This window comes from Cupriavidus sp. a3, assembly GCF_051015765.1.
Lineage (GTDB): Bacteria > Pseudomonadota > Gammaproteobacteria > Burkholderiales > Burkholderiaceae > Cupriavidus > Cupriavidus oxalaticus_A.
This window is the reverse complement of record NZ_CP170644.1, coordinates 1156348-1178074: the sequence shown is the minus strand read 5'-3', so window position 1 is coordinate 1178074 and position 21727 is coordinate 1156348. Positions and strand designations below refer to the sequence as shown.

Sequence of the window (21727 nt, the reverse complement as noted above, 5' to 3'; positions counted from 1 at the left end):
GCCGCGCCGGTTCAGCTCAGTTCAGCGCAGCAGGCCCATCATCATGGGCCGCACGAACAGATCGGCGGCGTTGTCGGCGGTCGCGTCGCGGACCCAGCGGCGCAGCTCGACCGCGGCGTTGATCATGCCATGCACCTGCAGCGCGGCGATCGACTGGTCCAGCGGCCGGATCGAGCCGTCCTGCATGCCCTGCACCAGGAAGCGGACAAAGCGCGTGGACAGACGCGCCATGTCCTGCATCTTGGCGATGCGCATCTCTTCCGGCAGCGCGCCGTAGATGGTCAGCCGCAGCAGCGGTCCCTGGCTGGAGAACTGGTAATGCACCAGCGCGCGCGACACCGCGCACAGCTTGTCCCAGCCGGTGCCGGGCATCTCGTCGACCAGCGTCTGGGTATCGCGGATCACCGCCGACATGCGGTCGAAGCATGCGGAGATGAGGTCGTCCTTGTTCTCGTTGTGGTGGTAGAACGCGCCCTTGGTCAGGTTCAGCCGCGCCGAGATCCGGTCCGCCGAGGCGCCACGGTAGCCCTGCTCGTTCAGCAGCTCGGTGGCGGCGCGCAGGAACGCCTGCTGCGTTGTTTCCGGCTGTCCCAGCGTCGGCAGCAGCGCTTCGGCATCCAGCTCCGGCTGCCACGCGGTGCCGGGCGCGGCAATGCCATTGAGCACGATGTCCGCCAGCGTCTGCGCGACCTTGGGGTAGTCCGCCGGTTCGTAGCGTTCGATCCAGCTCATCGCGCCGCTGGTCAGTGACAGTAGCAGGTGGGCCCGCGCGCTCAGCGCGCTGCGCTGTGCCGGGTCGGCGGGCGTGGCATCGCGCAGCAGCCCGCGGATCTGCCGGAACATGTCGTTGTAGGCGGAGAACGCCACGTCGGCATGGCTGGCCGGCAGCGCGCGGATCTCACGGAAACTCATCAGCTCCGGCCGCTCCCCCGCCGCGGTGCGCGCCAGCCGCGCGACGAACAGCGCGATAAAGGCGGCGACGCGCTCGCCGGCGCTGCCGTGCTGCGCAGCCGCGCCGGCCAGGCCGCGCATTTCCTCGATGGTGCGCATCAGGCAGGCCAGCACCAGGTCTTCCTTCTTGCGGAAGTAGTACGTGATGCTGTTGGTGTTCAACCCCACCAGCTGGCCGACGTCCGACAGCGTCGTGCCGCGCACGCCCTTGCGGTTGAACAGCGCCGCGGCGGCATCGAGGATGCCTTCGCGCTTTTCGACATAACGGCGGGTCTGCCTGGCTTCCGACTGGTCCGTGAGCATGAGCGGTCCGGTGCGCGGATGGGCGGACCGGTTTTTCGAAGATACGGTACCAGGGATTATAAGCGGGGGTTTTGCGCGTGAGATATCGGGATGTTCCCGCTTTGCCGCACGTACCTTATTATCCAGACAGTATTCGGCATCTTGGTGGCATCGGCCCCGAAGACCTGAAGCATATGCACCGCGCAAGCCCGTCAGGGGTCGTGCGCCGCAGCCGGTGCCGGAGAGAGGAACACCGGCAGCCGGAACATGAACTCGCTGCCGCCACTGCGGCGGCGCCTGGCCACCAGCGTACCGCCGTGCGCCTCGACGATCGAGCGGCAGATCGCAAGCCCCATCCCCATGCCGTCGTCCTTGGTGGTGAAGAAGGCATCGAAGACGCGCGGCAGCACATCTTCGGCAATGCCGGTCCCGTGATCCTGCACGCTGACCACCACCATCTCCTGGGCCTCCTGCTCGCGGTACGAAGCCACCAGCAGCTCGCGCTGCTCGACCGGCGTGCCGGCCATGGCGTCGAGCGCGTTGGTGACCAGGTTGAGCACCACCTGCTGGAGCTGTACGCGGTCCGCTTCCACCTGCGTGGCGCCGGCAGTCAGCCGGGTCACGGCCCTGACGTGGTGCGCGTCCAGATCGGGCCGCACCATCTCCAGCACCTCGCGCAGTACCTCGTCCGGAGAAAGCGGCGCGAGCACCGCCGGCGCCTGCCGCGCCAGCGCGCGCAGCGCACGCACGATGTCGGCGGCGCGCAGCGCATGCTGGCGGATAAAGGCAAGGCCCTCCAGCGCCTCTCCGAACTCCGGCTGCGGCCGCTTCAGCCAGCGCACGCTGGCATCGGCGGTGGCGACAATGGCTGTCAGCGGCTGGTTGACTTCATGGCCGATCGATGCCGCCAGCGTTCCCATCACGGTCAGGTGCGAGGTGCGGGCCAGCTCGGCGCGCGCATCGCGCAGGCCGATCTCGGCGGCCACGCGGCGGTTGTTCTCGCCGATCAGCTGCTCGTACAGCCGCGCCGTTTCCAGCGAGATCGCGACCTGCGGCGCCAGCATCTCCAGTTCGGCGACATGGTTCGCGCCGAACACGCCCGGAGCGTTGTTGTTCTCCAGGTAGACCGCGCCGATCAGGCTTTGTCCACGCACCAGCGGCAGGCACAGCACCGAGCGCACGCCGCTGTCGATGGCGGCCCTGGTGCGGATCGACGGTGCGTCGACCATGGCGTCGGCTAGCACCAGCGTCTGGCGCGTGCGCAGCACGCTGTTGAGCACCGCCAGCGGCAGCGCGTGCTCGGTAGGCGGCGCCGAGCCAAGTGCCACCGTCACCCTGTCGTCGAGCACCCGGCCCGAGGCCTCGATCATCGGCTCGTCATCCCGCATCAGCACCAGCAGCCCGTAGCGGGCGCCCGCGTGCAGGATCACGGTGCTCAGCAGGCTCTCGACCAGCCGATCCATCACGATCTCGCTGGACAACGCACGCGCCGCCTGCCGGCCGAGTTCCCAGCTGGCGGCCGGCGGTGCCGGCGTGCCGTCGGCCACGGGTGCACCGAGCTGCGGATACTGCGCGGCCAGCAGCGTCGCCTTGTGTTCGGCGCCCCAGCGCTGGTAGCACGCGCGCGCCAGCGCCAGGTGCTGCCGGGCCGCCGTATGCAGGTCGTGCCGGGCGCACAGCATGCCGGCCAGTTCATGCGCCAGCGCCTGCTCATGCACGAAGCCCGCTGCAGCTGCCGCCTCGGCCGACTGCTCGTAGCAGGCCAGCGCGCGCAGCGGATCGCCATCCGCCTGGGCCAGCGCGGCATCGACCAGCAGCAGCTTGTTGCGGAACGTCAGCGGATTGAGCGCTGCCCAGCGCGCGAAGCAGGCGCGGTGTGCCGCAATGTCGGCGGCCGCCTGCGGTGCCTGCGCGTGCGCCAGCGCAATGCCGAGGAACAGGCGGCAGTCGGCCACATTGATATGCGCGGGCGCGGACCAGATCAGTGTCTCGGCCTGGCGCAGGCTGTGCACCGCCTGCGCAAACTGACCGAGGAACACCGCGGCCATGCCGTCGTACAGGTAGATCCAGAAGCGGGTCGGCAACGAGTTGCTGCGTGCCAGCCGCTGCGCGGCGGTGCCGCAGTGTGCGGCGTCCTCCTGCCAGCTGCTGCTTTCGACACCTTCGCCGCCCTCGCCACGTTCGTCGCCGCGTTCGTCGCCAACACGCAGCCGCTGCACGAAATGCAGCTGCGAATGCAAAATCAGCTCGATGTCCCGGTACTGGACCTGGCGCGTCAGCGCCAGGCCGCGCGCGATCTCTTCCGCCACCAGGCACAGGTGCTCCCCCATGACCAGCAGGTCGGACGCGATATGGTTGCAGGCATAGCAGGCCATGCCGATGTCGCCGGAGGCGCGCCCAAGCGTCACGGCTTGCTGCGCGTGGCTCAGCGCATACGACAGCGGACGCGTCCAGGCGCTGACCTGGTCCACGGCGACCAGCGTCGCGATGCGTCCCGCTTCATAGCCATGGTGGTCGATCAGCGCCATCGCCGCCTGCCCGTATGCGAGCCCGTCCTCGTACGCCTCGTACAGGCTGGCGATAAACACGCCGAACCATGACAGGCCGTACGGAGACTCCGGCGTGGCGCCATGGTCGAGGGTCAGCTCGACCATCTTGGCCACATGCAGGAAGCTGATGCCATCGCGCACGAACAGCGAAGAAATCAGCGTGGACAGCAGCCCCATCACGGCATGGATGCGCGGGTCATCGGTGGCGGGCAGCGACGCCAGGGTGGCGATCGGGCGCGTGCCGAGCGCGGCGCGCACGGCGTCGTAAGCGTCGCGCATGCGCTGCGACGACGGCGCGCGCTCCAGGTGTACATCGAGCAGCGCCAGGCCAGACAAGGCCGCATTGATCGCGCCTTCGTAGTCCGAGCGCACGGTCTGCAGGCTGGCGCGCAGGCGGTACACGGCGGCCTGGTCGAGCGCGTCATGCGCGCGAGCGAGCAGTGCATCGATGCCCTCCGACGCGGCATCGAGCCGGGCCTGCGCCAGCAGGCATTCGCAACGCAGCAGGTTGGCGGCGTAGGCCAGGCCATAGTGCGCTTCCCACCAGTCCGGCTGCATCAGCGCCTGGGCCGTGTCCATGTAGTGCAGCGCCTGCCCGATCGCGCCCGAGCGCCAGGCGCGCCGCCCCGCCACCAGCAGCACCTCGACGAAGGCCACCCGCTGCGGCATCGGCAACGCCTGGCTGGCCCGGACGGCTACGCGCTCGATCTGGTTGCAGATCTCGAACGCATGGTCCGCCAGCTGGCCGCGCCAGTGCTCAATCATGATCCGCGCGATGCGCGCGTGCTCGGCGGGGCGCGCATGCGGCTCGATCATCGAATACGCGGATTCCAGTATGCGGTCGTGCTGGAACGCGTAGCCGCACGGCGCCTGCACCAGCAAGCCGGCCTCGACGAACGGCTGCAGCTGGCTGGCCAGCTGTGCGGCGCTGACGCCGGCCACGCGGGCGAGCAGGCCGGCGTCGGCGCGCAGCCCGACGCAGGCCAGCTGCTGCAGCAGTCCGGTACCGGCGCGGGGCAGCCTGGCAAAACGCCGGATCATCAGGTCGACGACGTTGCCGGTGTAATGCTGGTCGTCGACCTCGGCGGCATGCCAGTCCCAGCCGGTGCCGCAGGCCTGCCTGGTCAGTACGCCGTCGTCGACCAGCGTGCGCAGCAACTGGTAGGAAAAGAACGGGTTGCCCGCGGTCCGGTCGTGCACGGCGTGCGCCAGCGCCGCGATACGCGCGGGCGGCTCGTCGAGCGCGGCGCCGACCAGCTCGGCCAGGTCAGCGGGCGCCAGCGGCCTGACGGGGATGCGCGTGACCGCCAGCGCGCCGCCGCGATTGGCATGCAGCAGCCACGAGAAGCGTTGCTCGACGTCCTGGCCGTGGTCCCGGTACGCGGCGATCAGCAGGATGCCGCCCGGACGCTGCACCGTGAAGGCTTCCAGCAGCGCGACGGTGAACGCGTCGGCCCACTGCAGGTCGTCGAAGAACAGTACCAGCGGCTGGCCCGGCGCGGCAAAGGCGGAAAAGGTGGCCAGCAGTGCCCCGAGTGCGCGGGCCTGCGCCTGCTGTGCCGGCACGTTGGCCAGCGGCGCCGTGCGGCCCAGCACCTGTTCGGCCTCCGGCACCAGTTCGGCAACCACCCGGCCCTGGCCCGCCAGCATGCCCAGCCAGCGCTCGCGCTGCGGCGCCAGCGTGGCCGGCGGCGCATCCAGCAAGCCAAGCGTAAGCCCGAGGATGGCCTGCGCCACCGGCGCATACGGAATATCGAGCTGGAGCTGGTCGCTCTTGCCGGCGGCAATGCGGGCGCCGGTCTGCGCCGCGGCCTGGCGCGAGAAGGCATTGGCCAGCGCGGACTTGCCGGTGCCGGCACCGCCGGCGACCAGCACAAGCTCGGACTTGCCGCTCAGGCACACGCGTCCCAGCGCATCGGCCAGCAGCGCCATCTCGCGGGCGCGCCCTACCAGGCGCGCCGGGACTTGCAGCGCCGGTGGCGCCGGCTTACCCGTCACTGGCCGGCCTGGCAGAGGCCCAGCTGCTGTGCCATCAGCACCAGCTCGGCAAAGGTGCGCGCCTTCATCTTGCGCATGGCCTGCCCGCGATGGATCTTGACCGTCACCTCGCTGATGCCGATTTCGGCCGCGATCTGCTTGTTCAGCAGGCCGGACACCGCCAGGCCCATGACCTCGGCCTCGCGTGGCGAAAGGGTCTCGTAGCTGGCGCGCAATTCGTCGGCCTTGCGCGCGCCTTTGCGGCGCAGGCGGTCCCTGGCCAGCGCGGCGCTCACCGCGTCGAGCAGGTCCTGGTCGCGGCACGGCTTGGGAATAAAGTCCACGGCGCCGGCCTTCATCGCGGCCACGCTCATGGCGATGTCGCCGTAGCCCGTCATGAAAATGATCGGCAGCGGCACGCCCATGCGCGCCAGCCGGCCCTGCAGGTCCAGGCCGCTGGGGCCGCGCAGCCTGACGTCGAGCACCAGGCAGCATGGAGTATCGGGCAACGGAAAGGCCAGCAGCTCGGCGGCGGACTCGAACAGCACCGCGCTCAGGCCGACCGAGCGGAACAGGTTGCCGAGCGCATGGCGCACGCCGGCATCGTCGTCGACGACCAGTACGGTCGCGTCATCGCAGGCACTGTCGTCGGCAGGCTCCAGGCTTGGGGATGTCACGGTCTGCTCTCCAGGGCGCGCGTGCGGGGGCGCACGAGCAGCGGATTATAACCAGCAGGCCGCCATCGGCAATGACCGTCATGCCAGCACGGGAGAAGTGCACGTCACTAATACCATTGTATTAGTCAGGCGCGCGCCGGCGCCGAATTGCTCGCCTCGCTTCCGGTGCAAGCGTCGCCGGACCGATTAATACCATCATGCAATGGCGATTCCTGCGCCTGCCGTCTAGTCTTCTTATCCGGGCCGCGCTGCCGTGCCTTGCCGTTCCGCATGCCGGCGGCCGCCGTCGGCCTGCGCCTGCGCTCAAACCCCTGTCCCGAGGATCGACACCATGTCCAACCCAAAGCTCGAAGTCCTGACCCCGCAAAACAGCCAGCTGATCATCATCGACCACCAGCCGCAGATGGCCTTCGGGGTGCAGTCGATGGACCGGCAGGCCATGAAGAACAACGTCGTCGGCCTGGCCAAGGCCGCCAAGATCTTCAATATCCCGACCACCATCACCACGGTCGAAAGCGAATCGTTCTCCGGTTTCACCTATCCCGAGCTGCTCGACGTATTCCCCGGGCAGAAGACGCTGGAGCGTACCTCGATGAACTCGTGGGACGACCAGAAGGTCCGCGACGCGCTCAAGGCCAACGGCCGCAACAAGGTGATCGTCGCCGGCCTGTGGACCGAGGTCTGCAACACCACCTTCGCGCTGTGCGCGATGCTGGAAGGCAACTACGAGATCTACATGGTGGCCGATGCCTCCGGCGGCACCAGCAAGGAAGCGCACGACTATGCCATGCAGCGCATGGTCCAGGCCGGCGCGGTGCCGGTGACCTGGCAGCAGGTGCTGCTGGAATGGCAGCGCGACTGGGCCCACCGCGACACGTATGACGCCGTGATGAAACTGGTCAAGGAACATTCCGGCGCCTATGGCATGGGCGTCGACTACGCTTACACGATGGTGCACAAGGCGCCGCAGCGCACCGCCACGCCGCACGAGTCGGTGGCGCCGGTGCCGGCGCGCTGATCCCGGCATCCCGCAATGACCGCGGCTTGCGCGCGCCCGCTACGGCGGCGCGCAAGCCAACCTGCCAGGCACCGCCAGGGTGCCTTCTTCCACTTCCTGCTTCCAGGAGGGCCTGATCGATGAAAACCATCACCACCCAGGACGGTACCCGCATCTTCTACAAGGACTGGGGCGCGGGCCAGCCGGTCGTGTTCTCGCATGGCTGGCCGCTGCATGCCGATGCATGGGACGCGCAGATGCTGTTTCTCGCGCGCCAGGGCTTCCGCGTGATCGCCCATGACCGCCGCGGCCACGGCCGCTCGGACCAGCCCGCGCAGGGCAACGACATGGACACCTACGCGGACGACCTCGCCGCGCTGATCGAGGCGCTGGACCTGCGCGACGCGGTGCTGGTCGGGCACTCAACCGGCGGCGGCGAGGTGGCGCACTACATCGGCCGCCACGGCACCAGACGCGTGGCCAAGGCGGTGCTGATCGGCGCGGTGCCGCCGCTGATGCTGCAGACCGACGCCAACCCGGGCGGGCTGCCGCTGGACGTGTTCGACGGCATCCGCAAGGGCGTGGCCGAGAACCGCTCGCAGTTCTACCAGGACCTGGCGGTGCCGTTCTTCGGCTTCAACCGCACCGGCGCCAGGGTCTCGCAGGGCACCATCGATGCCTTCTGGGCGCAGGGCATGGCCGGTGGCATCGTCGGGCAGTACGCATGCATCCGCGAATTCTCGGAGGTCGACTACACCGAGGACCTGAAGAAGATCGACGTGCCCACGCTGATCCTGCATGGCGACGACGACCAGATCGTGCCGATCGACGCCTCGGCCCGGCGCGCCGCCGACCTGGTCAAGGGCGCGACGCTCAAGGTCTACCCCGGCGCCTCGCACGGCATGTGCGTGACCAACGCCGACCAGGTCAATGCCGACCTGCTCGCCTTCCTGAAGGGCTGAGTTCGATGTCATTCACGCGCCGGCAATTCATTGGCACCGCGGCCGCGCTCGGCGCGGCCGTTTCCCCGGAGATCTTCGGCATGCAACCCAGCGCCGCACCCAGCCTCATCCTCGTCAACGGCAAGTTCACCACGCTCGACAAGGCCAACCCGCAGGCGGACGCCGTGGCCATCCGCGACGGGCGCTTCGTCGCCGTCGGCACGCGCCAGGACATCATGAAGCTGGCCGGCGCGCAGACGCAGGTCGTGGACCTGAACGGCCGGCGCGGCATTCCCGGGCTGATCGACAGCCACATGCACATCATCCGCGGCGGCCTGAACTACAACATGGAGCTGCGCTGGGACGGCGTGCGCTCGCTGGCCGATGCCATGCGCATGCTCAGGGACCAGGTCGCGCGCACGCCGGCACCGCAATGGGTGCGCGTGGTCGGCGGCTTCACCGAGCACCAGTTCGCCGAGAAGCGGCTGCCGACCATCGACGAACTGAACGCGGTGGCACCCGATACCCCGGTATTCATCCTGCACCTGTACGATCGCGCCATCCTCAACGGCGCGGCGCTGCGCGCGGTCGGCTACACCAAGGACACGCCCAACCCGCCGGGCGGCGAGATCGTGCGCGACGCGCGCGGCAATCCCACGGGCCTGCTGCTGGCCAAGCCGAACGCCACCATCCTGTACGCGACGCTGGCCAAGGGCCCCAAGCTGCCGCCCGAATACCAGAAGAACTCGACGCGCCATTTCATGCGCGAGGTCAACCGGCTGGGCGTGACCGGCGTGATCGATGCGGGCGGCGGGTACCAGAACTACCCCGAGGACTACAGCATCATCGAGGAACTGCACAAGGAAGGCCAGCTGACGGTGCGGCTCGCGTACAACCTGTTCACGCAGAAGCCCAAGGAAGAACTGAACGACTTCAAGACCTGGACCGCCAAGGTCAAGCCGGGCCAGGGCGACGATCTCTACCGCCACAATGGCGCCGGCGAGATGCTGGTCTACACCGCGGCCGACTTCGAGGACTTCCGCGTCGAGCGCCCCGACATGGCGCCGTCGATGGAGGCCGACCTCGAGCCGGTGATCCGCCTGCTCGCGGAAAAGCGCTGGCCGTGGCGGCTGCATGCGACCTATGACCAGACTATCTCCCGTGCGCTGGATGTCTACGAGAAGGTCGCGAAAGACATCCCGTTCAACGGCCTGAACTGGTTCTTCGACCACGCCGAGACCATTTCCGACCGCAATATCGACCGCATCGCCGCGCTCGGCGGCGGCATCGCCGTGCAGCACCGCATGGCCTACCAGGGCGAGTACTTTGTCGAGCGCTACGGCGCACGCGCCGCCGAGGCTACGCCGCCCGTGAAGAAGATGCTGGAAAAAGGCGTCAAGGTGGGCGCCGGCACCGATGCCACGCGCGTGGCCTCGTACAACCCGTGGGTGTCGCTGTACTGGCTGACCACCGGCAAGACCGTGGGCGGCATGGCGATGTACCCGCAGGCCAACCTGCTCGACCGCGAGACCGCGCTGCGGCTGTGGACCGAGGCCAACACGTGGTTCTCCTCGGAAGTCGGCAAGAAGGGCCAGATCAAGGCCGGCCAGCTCGCCGACCTCGCGGTGCTGTCGGCCGATTACTTCAGCGTGCCCGGCGACGACATCCAGGACATCACCTCGGTGCTGACTATCCTGGGCGGCAAGGTGGTCTATGGCGACGCCGACTTCGGCAAGCTGTCGCCGGCACTGCCTCCGCCGATGCCGGACTGGTCGCCGGTGCGCCACGTGGGCGGCTACCAGCCGCGGCCCGAAGCGCGCAAGCTGGCGCTGAACACGGCGTGCGGATGCGCGAGTTCGTGCGGCGTCCATGGCCATGCGCACGCCAGGGCCTGGACCGCCGGCGTGCCGGCCTCGGACGAGAGCACGTTCTGGGGCGCGCTGGGCTGCTCGTGCTGGGCCTTCTGACCTTAGCCAACCGAGACCGGCCATGCCTGAACCGATGACTTCCCTTCCCCAGGCGTCCACCGGCGCCACCGGGCTGCCGCGCTGGATGCATTGGCTGGCCCTGCTGCTGCTTTGTGCGGCCTACCTGCAGGGCGGCCTGTTCAAGCTGGCCGACTTTCCCGGCGCGGTGGCAGAGATGCGGCACTTCGGGCTGAATCCGCCGGTGCCGATGGCGGCCGCCACCATCGTGCTGGAACTGGGCGCCTGCGCCATGATCCTGCTGGGCTGGCGGCGCTGGCTGGGCGCGCTGGCGCTGGCGGCGTTCACGGTCGGCGCGACCTTCATCGCCAACCGCTTCTGGGAAACCCCGCCGGAAGCCCGCTTCATGATAACCAACGCGTTCTTCGAGCACCTCGGCCTGGCCGGCGGCTTCCTGCTGGTAGCCTGGCACGACCTGCACGAGCGCGCAACCCGGCACGGCTGACCAAAATGGCAGAGCAAGCAACACCCTCCCCGTCCCGCACCGCCGACGGCGGCGCCTTCGCGCCGCTGGCGCAGGCGACGTTTGCCGTGCTGTGGGCGGCCACCATCCTCGGCAACGTCGGCAGCTTCATGCGCGACGTGGCCAGCGCCTGGCTGGCCACCGACCTGTCGTCGTCGCCGGCCGCGGTCGCAACGATCCAGGCCGCCGCGACCTTGCCGGTATTCCTGCTGGCGATCCCGGCCGGCGTGCTGTCCGACATCCTCGACCGGCGCCGCTTCCTGATCGCGATCCAGGTCGGGCTGGCGCTGGTCAGCGGCACGCTGGCGATGCTGGCCTGGCGCAATGCGCTGACGATCGAGATCCTGATCGGCATGGCTTTCCTGGGCGGTGTCGGTGCGGCTTTGATGGGGCCGACGTGGCAATCGATCGTGCCCGAGCTGGTGCCGCAGCAAGAACTCAAGCGCGCGGTTGCGCTCAACTCCCTGGGTGTCAACATCGCCCGTGCGATCGGCCCGGCGGCCGGCGGCCTGCTGCTGGCGGCGTTCGGCGCGGCCGTCACCTATGGCATGGACCTGCTCAGCTATGTCTTCGTGGTCGCCGCGCTGCTGTGGTGGAAACGCCCGGTGCGCGCCGCCGACCCGCTGCGCGAGCATTTCCTGGGCGCGTTCCGCGCCGGGCTGCGCTTTACCCGCGCCCACAGCAAGCTGCATGTGGTGCTGGCGCGGGCCGCGGTGCACTTTGCCTTCGGCAGCAGCATCTGGGCGCTGTTGCCGCTGGTGGCCAGGCAACTGCTGAAAGGCGGCGCCAGCCTCTATGGCGTGCTGCTGGGCGCGGTCGGGCTGGGCGCGATCCTCGGTGCGCTGGTCCTGCCGCGGCTGCAGCGGCGGCTGGACGCCGACGGGCTGATGCTGCTGTCTGCCATCACCACCGCGGTGGTGATGGCCGGGCTATGCGTGGCGCCGCCGGTCTGGATCGCCCTGTTGCTGCTGCTGTTCCTGGGCGCGGCCTGGATCATCGCGCTGACGACACTCGGCGGCGTGGCGCAGGCGATCCTGCCCAACTGGGTGCGCGGCCGCGCGCTCGCGGTCTACCAGATGGTGTTCAACGGCGCGATGGCGGCGGGCAGCCTGGTGTGGGGCTTTGTCGCGCAGGCGCTGGGCACGCCCGGCGGGCTGCTGGTGGCGGCGGTCGGCATGCTGGCGGCAGCGCTGCTGCTGCACCGGCTGCGCCTGCCCCGCGGCGAAGAGGACCTGGGGCCGGCACGGCACTGGCCCGAACCCGAAGGCGCCGCCGATATCGCGCATGACCGCGGCCCGGTCATGATCCTGATCGAATACTGCGTGCGCGCGCCGGACCGCGATGCCTTCCTGCGCGCGGTCCACCAGCTTTCCGAAGAACGCCTGCGCGACGGGGCCTTCAACTGGGGAGTGCTGGAAGACCCGGCCAACCCGGAGCTGCTGACAGAGTGGTTCCTGGTCGAATCGTGGGCCGAGCATTTGCGCCAGCACGAGCGCGTGCCTCATGCCGATGCCGACCTGCAGCGCGAGGTCATCCGCTTCCATGCCGGCGACAAGCCGCCGCGCGTGCGGCACCTGCTCGGCGTCGGATTGCCGCCTGCCCCGGCAGCGCGTCACTGATCCTCATGTATTTCTTGCTGGAGGCTTTCCGATGAAGCTTTACCTTGTCTCCCTCGGCGCCGGCATTCTTGTCGGCATCATCTACGCGCTGATGCAGGTCCGTTCGCCGGCGCCGCCCGTGGTGGCGCTGGTCGGCCTGCTCGGCATGCTGATCGGCGAACAGGTGGTGCCGCCGGTCAAGCGCCTGCTCGCCGGCGAGCCGGTCACCATTGCATGGTTCCATTCGGAATGCGTGCCCAAGATCACCGGCACCCCAGGCCCGACGCTGAACGCCGCCAGCAAGGCGCCCGTGGACGGCGCAACGCACTGACCGGCTCCGGTCACGCGCCCGGCCCGGGGAGACCGTGTGAATGCCACGCCGGTCATTGCCATCGTCGACGACGACGCTGCCGTGCGGCATGCCATCGGCAGGCTGGTGCGCGCCTTCGGCATGGCGGTGGAGATGTACGCGGATGGGCCGGCATTGCTGCAGTCGTCGTCGATCGACCGCATCGACTGCGTGATCACCGATGTGCAGATGCCGGGCATGAACGGCTTCGCGCTGTGTGAAGCGCTGCGTGCGCGCGGCTTGCGCGTGCCGGTCATTTTCATGACGGCGTTCGACCTGCAGGATTTCGCGCTGCGCGCACGGGCCGCCGGTGCGGCCTGCTTCCTCGGCAAGCCGTTTGACGAAACCGAGATGCTCCGGTGCATCGAGCGTGCGCTGGCGACGCACCGGGGTTCCTGACGCTCGGGGCCGGCTCAGGCCAGCGCCGGATAGTCGACGTAGCCGTGCGGGCCGTTGCCGCCGTAGAGCGATGCGTCCTCGAACGGCTTGTTCAGCGGCTGGTTTTCGCGGAAGCGGCGCGGCAGGTCCGGGTTGGTGATCATCTTGCGGCCGAACGACACCATGTCGGCGCGGCCGCTGCGGATGGCTTCCTCGGCCATTTCCTTCGAGTAGCCGTTGTTGACCATCCACACGCCGCTGTACAGGCGGTGCAGCGCTTCGTAGTCGAACGGCACGTTGTCGCGCGGGCCGCCGGTGTGGCCTTCCACCACATGGATATACACCGGGTGCAGCTTTTCCAGTTCGCGCACGACGTGCTCGAACAGCGGCTTCGGGTTGCTTTCCAGCGCATCGTTGACCGGCGACACCGGCGCCAGGCGCACGCCGACACGTTCGGCACCGATCTCCGCGATCACCGCGGCCATGACTTCGAGCAGGAAGCGCGCGCGGTTCTCGACGCTGCCGCCGTAGGCGTCGGTGCGCTTGTTGGTGCCGTCGCGCAGGAAGGCATCGAGCAGGTAGCCGTGGGCACCGTGCACTTCGACACCGTCGAAGCCGGCGCGGATGGCGTTGGCCGCGGCGGTGCGGAAGTCATCGACGATGCCGGCAATCTCGCCCGCCTCCAGCGCGCGCGGCAGCGAGCATTCGACGTAGCCCTGGCCGTTGATAAAGGTCTTGGCGTTGGCCGCGATGGCCGACGGCGCCACCGGCGCCTGGTTGTCCGGCTGGAAATGCGTGTGCGACATGCGCCCGGTGTGCCAGATCTGCAGGAAGATCCTGCCGCCCTTCGCGTGCACCGCGTCGGTCACCTGCTTCCAGGCTGCGATCTGCTCCGGCGTATAGATGCCGGGCGTGTTGGTGTAGCCCTGGGCCGTGGTCGAGACCTGCGTGGCCTCGGCAATGATCAGGCCCACGCTGGCGCGCTGGCTGTAGTACTCGACCACCATGTCGGTCGGCACCAGGTCGTCGTCGGCGCGGCTGCGCGTCAGCGGCGCCATGGCCATGCGGTTGGCGAGTTCAAGCTTGCCCAGCCTGACCGGCTGGAACAGCGCATCGGCGAGAAAGGCTTCGTTCTGTGCACCCATGAATGGCTTACTCCGAGGTTGGTGATTGGCCGGCCGCAGCAGAAACAGCAGCGGCCGGCTGGAACAGGTGGTTGAACATCAGGTCGACGCTGCGGCGCAACGGCTCGACCGAGCGTTCGAGCTTCATGCGCAGCAAGGCGCCTTCCCAGGTATCCCAGGCCAGGCCGGACAGTTCGGCGGCCGCGATATCCGTGCGGATGGCGCCATCCGCCTGGGCGTCGGCGATCATGCCGGCCAGGCGCTCGCGCCAGGCCAGTTGCGCCGCCTGCAGCGCCACGCGGCAGGTGTCGCTGGACGAGGCGATTTCCGCGGCGAAATTGCCGACCAGGCAGCCGGCGCGCTCCGTTTTGGCTTCGTGGTGGGCAATCATCCGCTCGAAGACATAGCGGATCGCCGCCATCGGCTGCGGCGGCGCCGCTTCCATCATGGCTTCCCACGACCGCTGCAGGTACGCCGCGTACTGCGCGATGATCGCCGCGGCGAACGCTTCCTTGCTGTCGAAATGGTTGTAGAACGACCCCTTCGGCACGCCGGCATGGTCGGTGATCTGCTGGATGCCGGTGGCGTTGTAGCCGTGGCGCGAAAACAGTTCGCGCCCTGCCTTGGTCAGGCGGTTCGGGATGTCGGTCTTGTCTGCGGTGCGGGCCATGGCTGGAATAATATGACCAGTCGTCTTGAAAAGTCAAACGGCAATTTTGCGCCGATTCCGACACTGTCCGTACAGATTGGCCTGGGAAGGTGCCGTTCCCTCTACCTTGGTTCGGCACGCCGCACTTCATAGAATGAAGTTGATTCCTGGACAAGCGGCCGGGGTTCCGCCGCAGCCACCGCCATGCAAGCTGTCGCCTATCCCTACCAGCCGGTGCCGGAACGGGGCACCATGCGCTGCTTCCTGCTGGCCCTGCTGATGCACCTGCTGCTGGGTGCCCTGCTCTACTACGGCGTGCGCTGGCGCAACGCCGTGCCGGAAGGCGTGACAGCCGAACTGTGGGAGTCCGTGCCTGAAGTGGTCATCCCCCCGCCGGCGGTCACGCCGACGCCGACGCCAAAGCCCGTCGAGGAGGAGGACGCCGATATCTCGCTGCAGGAAAAGCAGCGCAAGGCCGAACGTGCCGCCCGCGACGAAGCGCAGCAGGCCCGGCAGCGTGAAAACCAGGCCCGCGCCGACGCGGCCCGCAAGGAAGCACAACGCAAGGCGCAGGAAGAACTGCGCCAGGCCGACAACACGCGGCGCCAGGGCGAACTGGCGCGGTTGCAGGCACAGGCGGGCCACGCCAACGCGGGGACCGGTTCCGGCACCTCCGCGCGGCCTTCGTCGGGCTATGCAGAACGGGTCCGGCAGCGGGTCAAGCCGAACATCATCTTCAACGAAGACGTCGCCGGCAATCCGGCGGCGGTGGTGGCGGTGCACATGGCGCCGGACGGCTCGGTGCTGTCGACGCGGCTGGCCAAGTCGAGCGGCAACGCCGGGTGGGACAACGCCGTGCTGCGCGCGGTCGCGCGCTCGGACCCGTTGCCGCGCGACGAGAACGGTGTCGCGCCGTCGAGCATCAACATCACGTTCTGGCCAAAGGACCAGGGCGGCTAGCCGCGGCGCCGTGCGGGGCGAAACGAAAAAACAGAAGGGAAACGAAAGGGGGTGGTGCCCATGGGCAGGATCGAACTGCCGACCTCTCCCTTACCAAGGGAGTGCTCTACCACTGAGCCACATGGGCGCACGCTCCGGCGAACACCGGAAGATTTGGAGCGGGAGACGAGTCTCGAACTCGCGACCTCAACCTTGGCAAGGTTGCGCTCTACCAACTGAGCTACTCCCGCGTACTTTGGCTCCCCGACCTGGGCTCGAACCAGGGACCTGCGGATTAACAGTCCGTCGCTCTACCGACTGAGCTATCGGGGAATTCATCGCGTTTTCAGCGAAGCGCGGATTCTACATCAACGTTGGCGGGTTTTGAAAGGGGGCAACGACAAAAATCCGCAGAACGTGCTTCGATCGTCGGGCTTGGTGGCGTTGCTGCTCTCAAGCCAACTGAAATCCTGCTACAGGCCGTTGCAGCATCCCCGCTGCCGGCCGAACCGGAAATTGTGCACATTGTGCACACCGAGCGTCCGTCCGCTTGTCCCCATCCACCCGATACGCTTGAATCGGGTCACCCTTCCGGCAGAGGAAGGATGGAGACAAAGATGCCACTTTCCAACACGGCGCGGCCACCGGTACGCGCTGGCCGCACCGAACTGGCGCAGCTGCTTGAGCCCGCCTCGATCGCCATCATCGGCGCCTCGCGCGATACCAGCCGCATCGGCGGCGTCGCGCTCGACCACCTGCAGCGTCTTGGCTACCGAGGCCAGGTTTACCCGGTCAATCCGCGCTACGCGGAGATCGCCGGGCTGGCCTGCTATCCCGATGTCGAGTCCCTGCCGGCGGTGCCGGACGTGGCGGTGCTGGCGCTCGGCGCCGACGAAGTGTTGCCGCAGCTGCAGCGCTGCCATGCCCGCGGCATCCGCGCCGCCATCCTCTATGCGTCGGGCTTTGCCGAGGCGGGCGAAGCCGGCGTCGCGCGCCAGGCGGCGCTGACCGCTTTCGCGCGCGCAAGCGGCATGGCCATCGCCGGGCCCAACTGCATGGGGCTGGCCAACCTGACCACGCGCGCCATCACCGCCTTTGCCACCACCTTCCGCGCCTACCCGCCGCAGGACGGCCCCGGCGCCGTCAGCCTGCTGACGCAGAGCGGCAATGTGTGCGCCATCGTCTATGCCACCGGCCGGCAGATGGACGTGGGCTTTCACCAGTTCATCAATACCGGCAACGAAGCCTGCCTGGACTATGCCGACTATCTCGGCTACCTCGCCGACGATGCCCAGACCGGCGCCGTGGTCGGCTACGTCGAGGGCCTGCGCAACGGCCCGCGCTTTATCGACGCCGCGGCGCGGATGCGCGCGGCGGACAAGCCGCTGATCGTGCTGAAGGCCGGCGAGAGCGAGGCCGGTTCGGCAGCCACACAATCGCACACGGCGGTGCTGGCCGGCAACCAGGCCATCTACCGCGCCGCTTTCGCCCAGGCCGGCGCGATGCAGGCCAGCGATCCGACCCACCTGACCGACCTGGCCTACCTGTCGGGCCTGCGCCAGCGCAGCGCGGGCCGCCGCGTGGTGGTGGCATCGGTGTCGGGCGCGATGGGTGCGCTCTCCGCCGACCTGCTCAGCGCCGCCGGCCTGGACGTGCCGAGCCTGCCCGGGCCGGTGCAGCAGCGCCTGCAGGCGGCCGTGCCGGAGATCGGCTCGGTGGCGAACCCGGTCGACCTGACCGGCCAGCTGTTCAACCGCAGCGGCCTCGCCTATGCCGTGCTCGACAACCTGGCGGCGTTCGACGGCGTGGATGTGATCTTCCTGTACGCCACCGCTTACCTGCTCGACCGCGTGGCGGATGAACTGATCGACGTGGCGGGCAAGACCGGCCGGCTGATCGTGGTCGCCACCACCGGCGAGCCGGCCAGCCGCGCCCGGCTGGCGGCGGCCGGCGTGGCGCTGTTCCCGGACGTGGCGCGCGCCGCCAGGGCATTGGGCACGTATGTCGACTGGCTCGGCACGCAGGCCCGGACCACGCAGTGGATGGGACTGCGCGCGCGCGCCACCGACCATCCGCAGGCCGCAGAACTGCCCGCTCACGCACTGGACGAGTATCAGGCCAAGCACTGGCTCGCCGGTTTCGGGGTGCCGATCGGCGTGGAAGCGGTCGCGGCCACACCCGCCGACGCCGCACGCGCCGCCGCGAGCCTCGGCTTCCCGGTGGCGGTCAAGGTGCTCAGCCCCGACATCGCCCACAAGACCGAAATCGGCGGCGTGCGGCTGGGACTGCGCGATGCACAGCAGGTGCACGACGCCGCCGCGGAAGTGGTTGCCGCCGCAACGCGCGCCAGGCCGGACGCACGCCAGCGCGGCGTGCTGGTGCAGCAGATGGCCAGCGGCGTCTGCGAGTTGATCGTCGGCGTGACGCGCGACCCGGTGTTCGGCCCGGCCATGACGGTCGGCCTGGGCGGGATCTTTACCGAGGTCTTCCACGACGTGGCGCACCGCTTGCTGCCGGTGGACCGCGCCATGGCCCGCGAGATGCTCGCTGGCCTGCGCGGCTACCGGCTGATGACCGGTTTCCGCGGCAAGCCCGCCGCGGATATCGACGCGGCCGCGGACGCGATTGCCGCGCTGTCCGACGCCGCGATGGCGCTCGGCGACTCGCTCGCTGAAATGGAAGTGAATCCCCTGCTGGTGCGCGAAGCCGGCCGCGGTGCGGTCGCGCTCGACGCACTCGTGCTGACGCAGCAGCCGAACCACGACGGAGACCGGCAATGAGAGACGACACCATCGACACCCGCCGCCGCGACACGCTGGCGCTGCTGGGCCTGGGCGCGCTGGCGCCACTGGGAGCACTGTCCTCCGGCGCGCGGGCGGCCGATTTCCCTATGCGGCCGGTCACGCTGATCGTGCCGTTCGCGGCCGGCGGCGCCACCGATACGCTGGTACGCACGCTGGCCGACAGCGCCGGCAAGACGCTGGGCCAGCCCGTGGTAGTCGAGAACAAGCCCGGCGCCGCCGGCGTGCTGGGCGCCAATGTAGTCGCGCGCGCCAAACCTGACGGCTACACGCTGACGGTGATCCCGGAACCCGTGTTCCGGCTGCCCCACCTGCAGAAGACGCAGTACGACCCGCTGCGCGACTTCACCTACGTGATCCACCTGACCGGCTACACGCTGGGCGTCGCGGCGCGCGCCGACGCGCCGTGGAAATCGTGGCAGGAAATGATCGACGATGCGCGCCGCCGTCCCGGCAAGATCAGCTACGGCAGCACCGGCACCAATGGCACCATGCACGTGACCATGGAAGAGATCGGGCAGAAGCTCGGCGTCCAGTTCAACCATGTGCCCTACAAGGGCGAGGCCGAGATCATCGCCGCGCTGATGGGCGGGCATATCGACCTGGGTGTCACGGCCGGCGGCATCGGCCCTTATGTCGACAGCGCCAAGGCGCGCTGGCTGGTGCTCTGGACCGCCGAGCATTCGCGCCGCTGGCCGCGCGTGCCGACGCTGCGCGATGTCGGCGTCGACATCGTGTCCACCTCGCCGTTCGGCATCGCCGGCCCGCGCGACATGGACGCGCAGGCTGTGCAGGTGCTGCACGACGCCTTCCGCAAGGCGCTCAACGAGCCGGCGATGCAGAAGCTGCTGGAGCGGCTCGACCAGGAGAGCGCCTACCTGAACAGCGCCGACTACGCCGCCTTCGCGCGCCAGCGCTACGAAAGCCAGGGCAAGCTGGTCAAGCGCCTGGGCCTGACTGCCAACCCCTGATGTGCTGATCCCGGAGCCCGCATGCAATATCGATCCGTCTTCCACGCCGGCCTGTTCGCCGGCCGTACCGTGCTGGTCACCGGCGCCGGCAGCGGCATCGGCCGCTGCACCGCGCACGAGCTGGCCAGCCTGGGCGCGCGCGTGGCGCTGGCTGGCCGCAAGCTGGAAAAGCTGGAACAGGTCCGCGACGAAATCCTCGACGCCGAGCCCGACGCCGCAGACCGGCTGACGCTGCACAGTTGCGATATCCGCGACGAGGCGCAGGTGCGCGAGAACGTGGCCGCGGTGCTGGCGGCGCACGGCAGCATCGACGGCCTCTTCAACAACGCCGGCGGCCAGTTCCCGTCGCCGCTGCGCGACATCAGCCAGAAGGGCTGGGAAGCCGTGGTGCGCAACAACCTGACCGGCGGCTTCCTGGTGGCGCGCGAATGCTTCACGCAATGGATGGAAGCCAACGGCGGCGCCATCGTCAACATCATCGCCGACATGTGGAACGGCATGCCGGGCATGGGCCATTCGGGCGCGGCGCGCGCCGGCATGCTGTCGTTCACTGAAACGGCGGCGTGCGAATGGGCCGCCGCAGGCGTGCGCGTCAACGCCGTGGCGCCGGGATGGATCGCGTCCAGCGGCTTTGACACCTATCCGCCCGAATTCCAGGTCAAGATCCGCCAGCTGGCGCGCAAGGTGCCGCTGCAGCGGCTGGGCACCGAGGCCGAGGTCTCCGCGGCGGTGGTGTTCCTGCTGTCGCCGGCGGCGGCCTTCATCACCGGCTCGACCCTGCGCGTCGACGGCGGCGTGCCCAACGCCAAGCACACCTGGGCGCAGCCCCAGCACCAGCGCTCGCAGCCGTACAACGGCTTCCCGCTCTACACGCTGCCGCAATGCCTGGCGCCGTCCAACGAGTAAGCGAACACCATGACCCTGCAACCGCCCAACCCGCGCTACTACAGCGCGGACCATGAAGCATTCCGCGCCAGCGTGCGGCGCTTCTTTGAAAAGGAAGTCGCGCCCAATGCCGAGGCCTGGGACGAAGCCGGCAGCTTCCCGCGCGAGCTGTACCGCAAGGCGGCGCAAGCCGGCCTGCTGGCGCCCGGTTTTCCCGAGGAGTACGGCGGCGCGCCGTGCGATGCCTTCTACCGCATGATCCTGTTCGAGGAGCGCGCCTGGGGCGGCTCGGGCGGGATCGCCTCGGGGCTGTTCTCGCACACCATCGGCGCACCGCCGATCGCCGCGGTGGGCAGCGAGGCGCTGAAGGCGCGCGTGCTGCCGCAGATCCTGTCGGGCGAGAAGATCTCCGCGCTGGCGATCACCGAGCCCGACGCCGGCTCCGACGTGGCCCGGCTGTCGACCAGCGCGCGCCGCGAGGGCGACCACTATGTCGTCAACGGCACCAAGCTCTATATCACCTCCGGCATGCGCGCCGACTACATCACCGTGGCCGTGCGTACCGGCGGCCCGGGTGCGGGTGGCGTGTCGCTGCTACTGATCGAAGGCGATACGCCGGGGCTGAGCCGGACGCCGCTGAAGAAGATGGGCTGGTGGGCGTCCGACACCGCGCAGCTGTTCTTCGAGGACTGCCGCGTGCCGGTGGAAAACCTGGTCGGCGAGGAAGGCAAGGGCTTTGCCGCCATCACCCGCAACTTCAACCACGAGCGCCTGGCGCTGGCGGCGGCTGCCTGCGGCTATGCCCAGGTCTGCTTCCACGATGCGCTGGCGTGGGCGCGCGACCGCCATACCTTCGGCAAGCGGCTGGCCGACCACCAGGTGGTGCGCCACCAGCTGGTCGACATGGCCACGCGCATCGAATCCACGCGCGCCCTGCTCGACGACCTCGCCGCGCGCCTGGACGACGGCGCCGCGCCGGTGGCGCAGATTGCGATGGCCAAGAACATGGCCACGCGGACCTTCCAGTTCTGCGCGGACCGCGCGGTGCAATTGCTCGGGGGGATGGGCTATATGCGCGGCAGCCGCGTGGAGCGGCTGTATCGCGAGGTCAAGGTGATGATGATCGGCGGCGGGGCGGAGGAAATCATGAAGGACCTGGCGGCAAAGCAGTTGGGGCTTTAAACGCCTAGCGCCCGCGGCTTCTGCCGCGG

The 21727-nt window shown here is 68.9% G+C and carries 17 protein-coding genes and 3 tRNA genes; 12 read left to right on the top strand and 8 right to left on the bottom strand.

The window, feature by feature from the left end:
* Positions 1-21 precede the first annotated feature (21 nt).
* The 3 genes from ACAD63_RS27165 to ACAD63_RS27155 form a co-directional block, all read right to left on the bottom strand.
* Positions 22-1254 (bottom strand): TetR/AcrR family transcriptional regulator, encoded by a 1233-nt coding sequence (locus tag ACAD63_RS27165; RefSeq protein ID WP_133094675.1) that lies wholly within the window; start codon positions 1252-1254, stop codon positions 22-24.
* Positions 1255-1445: 191 nt separating this feature from the next.
* Positions 1446-5780, bottom strand: coding sequence for a trifunctional serine/threonine-protein kinase/ATP-binding protein/sensor histidine kinase (locus ACAD63_RS27160; protein ID WP_240745793.1), 4335 nt, complete (start codon positions 5778-5780; stop codon positions 1446-1448).
* Positions 5777-6436, bottom strand: a complete 660-nt coding sequence (locus tag ACAD63_RS27155; protein ID WP_135702690.1) for a response regulator transcription factor — start codon at positions 6434-6436, stop codon at positions 5777-5779. Before ACAD63_RS27155 ends, ACAD63_RS27160 begins: the two co-directional genes overlap by 4 nt.
* A gap of 331 nt (positions 6437-6767) precedes the next feature.
* On the opposite strand from ACAD63_RS27155, the gene ACAD63_RS27150 reads away from it, so the two are divergent.
* From ACAD63_RS27150 to ACAD63_RS27120, 7 genes are all read left to right on the top strand, one after another.
* The gene (locus tag ACAD63_RS27150; RefSeq protein WP_135702692.1) at positions 6768-7454 is read left to right on the top strand and encodes a hydrolase; all 687 of its coding nucleotides are present in this window, start codon (positions 6768-6770) and stop codon (positions 7452-7454) included.
* A gap of 119 nt (positions 7455-7573) precedes the next feature.
* On the top strand, positions 7574-8395 hold the full coding sequence (locus ACAD63_RS27145; RefSeq protein ID WP_135702694.1) for an alpha/beta fold hydrolase: 822 nt from the start codon (positions 7574-7576) through the stop codon (positions 8393-8395).
* An 80-nt stretch (positions 8396-8475) separates the two neighbouring features.
* A complete protein-coding gene (locus ACAD63_RS27140) occupies positions 8476-10341 on the top strand; it encodes an amidohydrolase (protein ID WP_434034643.1) in 1866 nt (621 codons plus the stop codon).
* A gap of 22 nt (positions 10342-10363) precedes the next feature.
* Positions 10364-10804 carry a DoxX family protein gene (locus ACAD63_RS27135; protein ID WP_133094670.1) on the top strand — a complete coding sequence of 147 codons (441 nt, stop codon included), beginning with the start codon at positions 10364-10366 and terminating at the stop codon, positions 10802-10804.
* Positions 10805-10809: 5 nt separating this feature from the next.
* Positions 10810-12441 carry an MFS transporter gene (locus ACAD63_RS27130; RefSeq protein ID WP_434034642.1) on the top strand — a complete coding sequence of 544 codons (1632 nt, stop codon included), beginning with the start codon at positions 10810-10812 and terminating at the stop codon, positions 12439-12441.
* 31 nt (positions 12442-12472) lie between these two features.
* Positions 12473-12751, top strand: a complete 279-nt coding sequence (locus ACAD63_RS27125; protein WP_135702698.1) for a XapX domain-containing protein — start codon at positions 12473-12475, stop codon at positions 12749-12751.
* 36 nt (positions 12752-12787) lie between these two features.
* Entirely contained in the window at positions 12788-13168 is a 381-nt protein-coding gene (locus ACAD63_RS27120) for a response regulator transcription factor (RefSeq protein WP_195431793.1), read from the top strand.
* Positions 13169-13182: 14 nt separating this feature from the next.
* On the opposite strand, the gene ACAD63_RS27115 is transcribed toward ACAD63_RS27120, so the two are convergent.
* Both ACAD63_RS27115 and ACAD63_RS27110 read right to left on the bottom strand, forming a co-directional pair.
* Positions 13183-14292 (bottom strand): alkene reductase, encoded by a 1110-nt coding sequence (locus ACAD63_RS27115; RefSeq protein WP_195431795.1) that lies wholly within the window; start codon positions 14290-14292, stop codon positions 13183-13185.
* A 7-nt stretch (positions 14293-14299) separates the two neighbouring features.
* Entirely contained in the window at positions 14300-14941 is a 642-nt protein-coding gene (locus ACAD63_RS27110) for a TetR/AcrR family transcriptional regulator (RefSeq protein ID WP_135702702.1), read from the bottom strand.
* Between the two features lie 183 nt (positions 14942-15124).
* Here ACAD63_RS27110 and tolA point away from each other — a divergent pair, with 183 nt between their 5' ends.
* Positions 15125-15880 carry a cell envelope integrity protein TolA gene (gene tolA / locus ACAD63_RS27105; protein WP_135702703.1) on the top strand — a complete coding sequence of 252 codons (756 nt, stop codon included), beginning with the start codon at positions 15125-15127 and terminating at the stop codon, positions 15878-15880.
* Between the two features lie 52 nt (positions 15881-15932).
* On the opposite strand, the gene ACAD63_RS27100 is transcribed toward tolA, so the two are convergent.
* The 3 genes from ACAD63_RS27100 to ACAD63_RS27090 form a co-directional block, all read right to left on the bottom strand.
* Positions 15933-16007, bottom strand: a tRNA-Thr gene (locus ACAD63_RS27100).
* Positions 16008-16034: 27 nt separating this feature from the next.
* Positions 16035-16110 (bottom strand) — tRNA-Gly (locus ACAD63_RS27095).
* A gap of 6 nt (positions 16111-16116) precedes the next feature.
* Positions 16117-16192, bottom strand: a tRNA-Asn gene (locus tag ACAD63_RS27090).
* Positions 16193-16476: 284 nt separating this feature from the next.
* On the opposite strand from ACAD63_RS27090, the gene ACAD63_RS27085 reads away from it, so the two are divergent.
* The 4 genes from ACAD63_RS27085 to ACAD63_RS27070 are packed head-to-tail and all read left to right on the top strand — an operon-like array spanning position 16477 to position 21698.
* Positions 16477-18639 carry an acetate--CoA ligase family protein gene (locus ACAD63_RS27085; RefSeq protein ID WP_434034641.1) on the top strand — a complete coding sequence of 721 codons (2163 nt, stop codon included), beginning with the start codon at positions 16477-16479 and terminating at the stop codon, positions 18637-18639.
* On the top strand, positions 18636-19631 hold the full coding sequence (locus tag ACAD63_RS27080; RefSeq protein ID WP_135702705.1) for a tripartite tricarboxylate transporter substrate binding protein: 996 nt from the start codon (positions 18636-18638) through the stop codon (positions 19629-19631). Before ACAD63_RS27085 ends, ACAD63_RS27080 begins: the two co-directional genes overlap by 4 nt.
* A gap of 21 nt (positions 19632-19652) precedes the next feature.
* Positions 19653-20537, top strand: a complete 885-nt coding sequence (locus tag ACAD63_RS27075; protein ID WP_434034640.1) for an SDR family oxidoreductase — start codon at positions 19653-19655, stop codon at positions 20535-20537.
* Between the two features lie 9 nt (positions 20538-20546).
* Positions 20547-21698: an acyl-CoA dehydrogenase family protein gene (locus tag ACAD63_RS27070; protein WP_133094660.1), complete on the top strand. Its 1152-nt coding sequence runs from the start codon at positions 20547-20549 to the stop codon at positions 21696-21698.
* Positions 21699-21727: the final 29 nt, after the last annotated feature.

Bases quoted from the DNA above. Each gene is read 5' to 3' on its own strand.
- ACAD63_RS27080 (WP_135702705.1), top strand. From the start codon at position 18,636: ATGAGAGACGACACCATCGACACCCGCCGCCGCGACACGCTGGCGCTG.
- ACAD63_RS27125 (WP_135702698.1), top strand. From the start codon at position 12,473: ATGAAGCTTTACCTTGTCTCCCTCGGCGCCGGCATTCTTGTCGGCATC.
- ACAD63_RS27070 (WP_133094660.1), top strand. From the start codon at position 20,547: ATGACCCTGCAACCGCCCAACCCGCGCTACTACAGCGCGGACCATGAA.
- ACAD63_RS27085 (WP_434034641.1), top strand. From the start codon at position 16,477: ATGCCACTTTCCAACACGGCGCGGCCACCGGTACGCGCTGGCCGCACC.
- ACAD63_RS27075 (WP_434034640.1), top strand. From the start codon at position 19,653: ATGCAATATCGATCCGTCTTCCACGCCGGCCTGTTCGCCGGCCGTACC.
- ACAD63_RS27140 (WP_434034643.1), top strand. From the start codon at position 8,476: ATGCAACCCAGCGCCGCACCCAGCCTCATCCTCGTCAACGGCAAGTTC.
- ACAD63_RS27130 (WP_434034642.1), top strand. From the start codon at position 10,810: ATGGCAGAGCAAGCAACACCCTCCCCGTCCCGCACCGCCGACGGCGGC.
- ACAD63_RS27145 (WP_135702694.1), top strand. From the start codon at position 7,574: ATGAAAACCATCACCACCCAGGACGGTACCCGCATCTTCTACAAGGAC.
- ACAD63_RS27135 (WP_133094670.1), top strand. From the start codon at position 10,364: ATGCCTGAACCGATGACTTCCCTTCCCCAGGCGTCCACCGGCGCCACC.
- ACAD63_RS27115 (WP_195431795.1), bottom strand. From the start codon at position 14,292: ATGGGTGCACAGAACGAAGCCTTTCTCGCCGATGCGCTGTTCCAGCCG.
- ACAD63_RS27150 (WP_135702692.1), top strand. From the start codon at position 6,768: ATGTCCAACCCAAAGCTCGAAGTCCTGACCCCGCAAAACAGCCAGCTG.
- ACAD63_RS27165 (WP_133094675.1), bottom strand. From the start codon at position 1,254: ATGCTCACGGACCAGTCGGAAGCCAGGCAGACCCGCCGTTATGTCGAA.
- ACAD63_RS27110 (WP_135702702.1), bottom strand. From the start codon at position 14,941: ATGGCCCGCACCGCAGACAAGACCGACATCCCGAACCGCCTGACCAAG.
- tolA (WP_135702703.1), top strand. From the start codon at position 15,125: ATGCAAGCTGTCGCCTATCCCTACCAGCCGGTGCCGGAACGGGGCACC.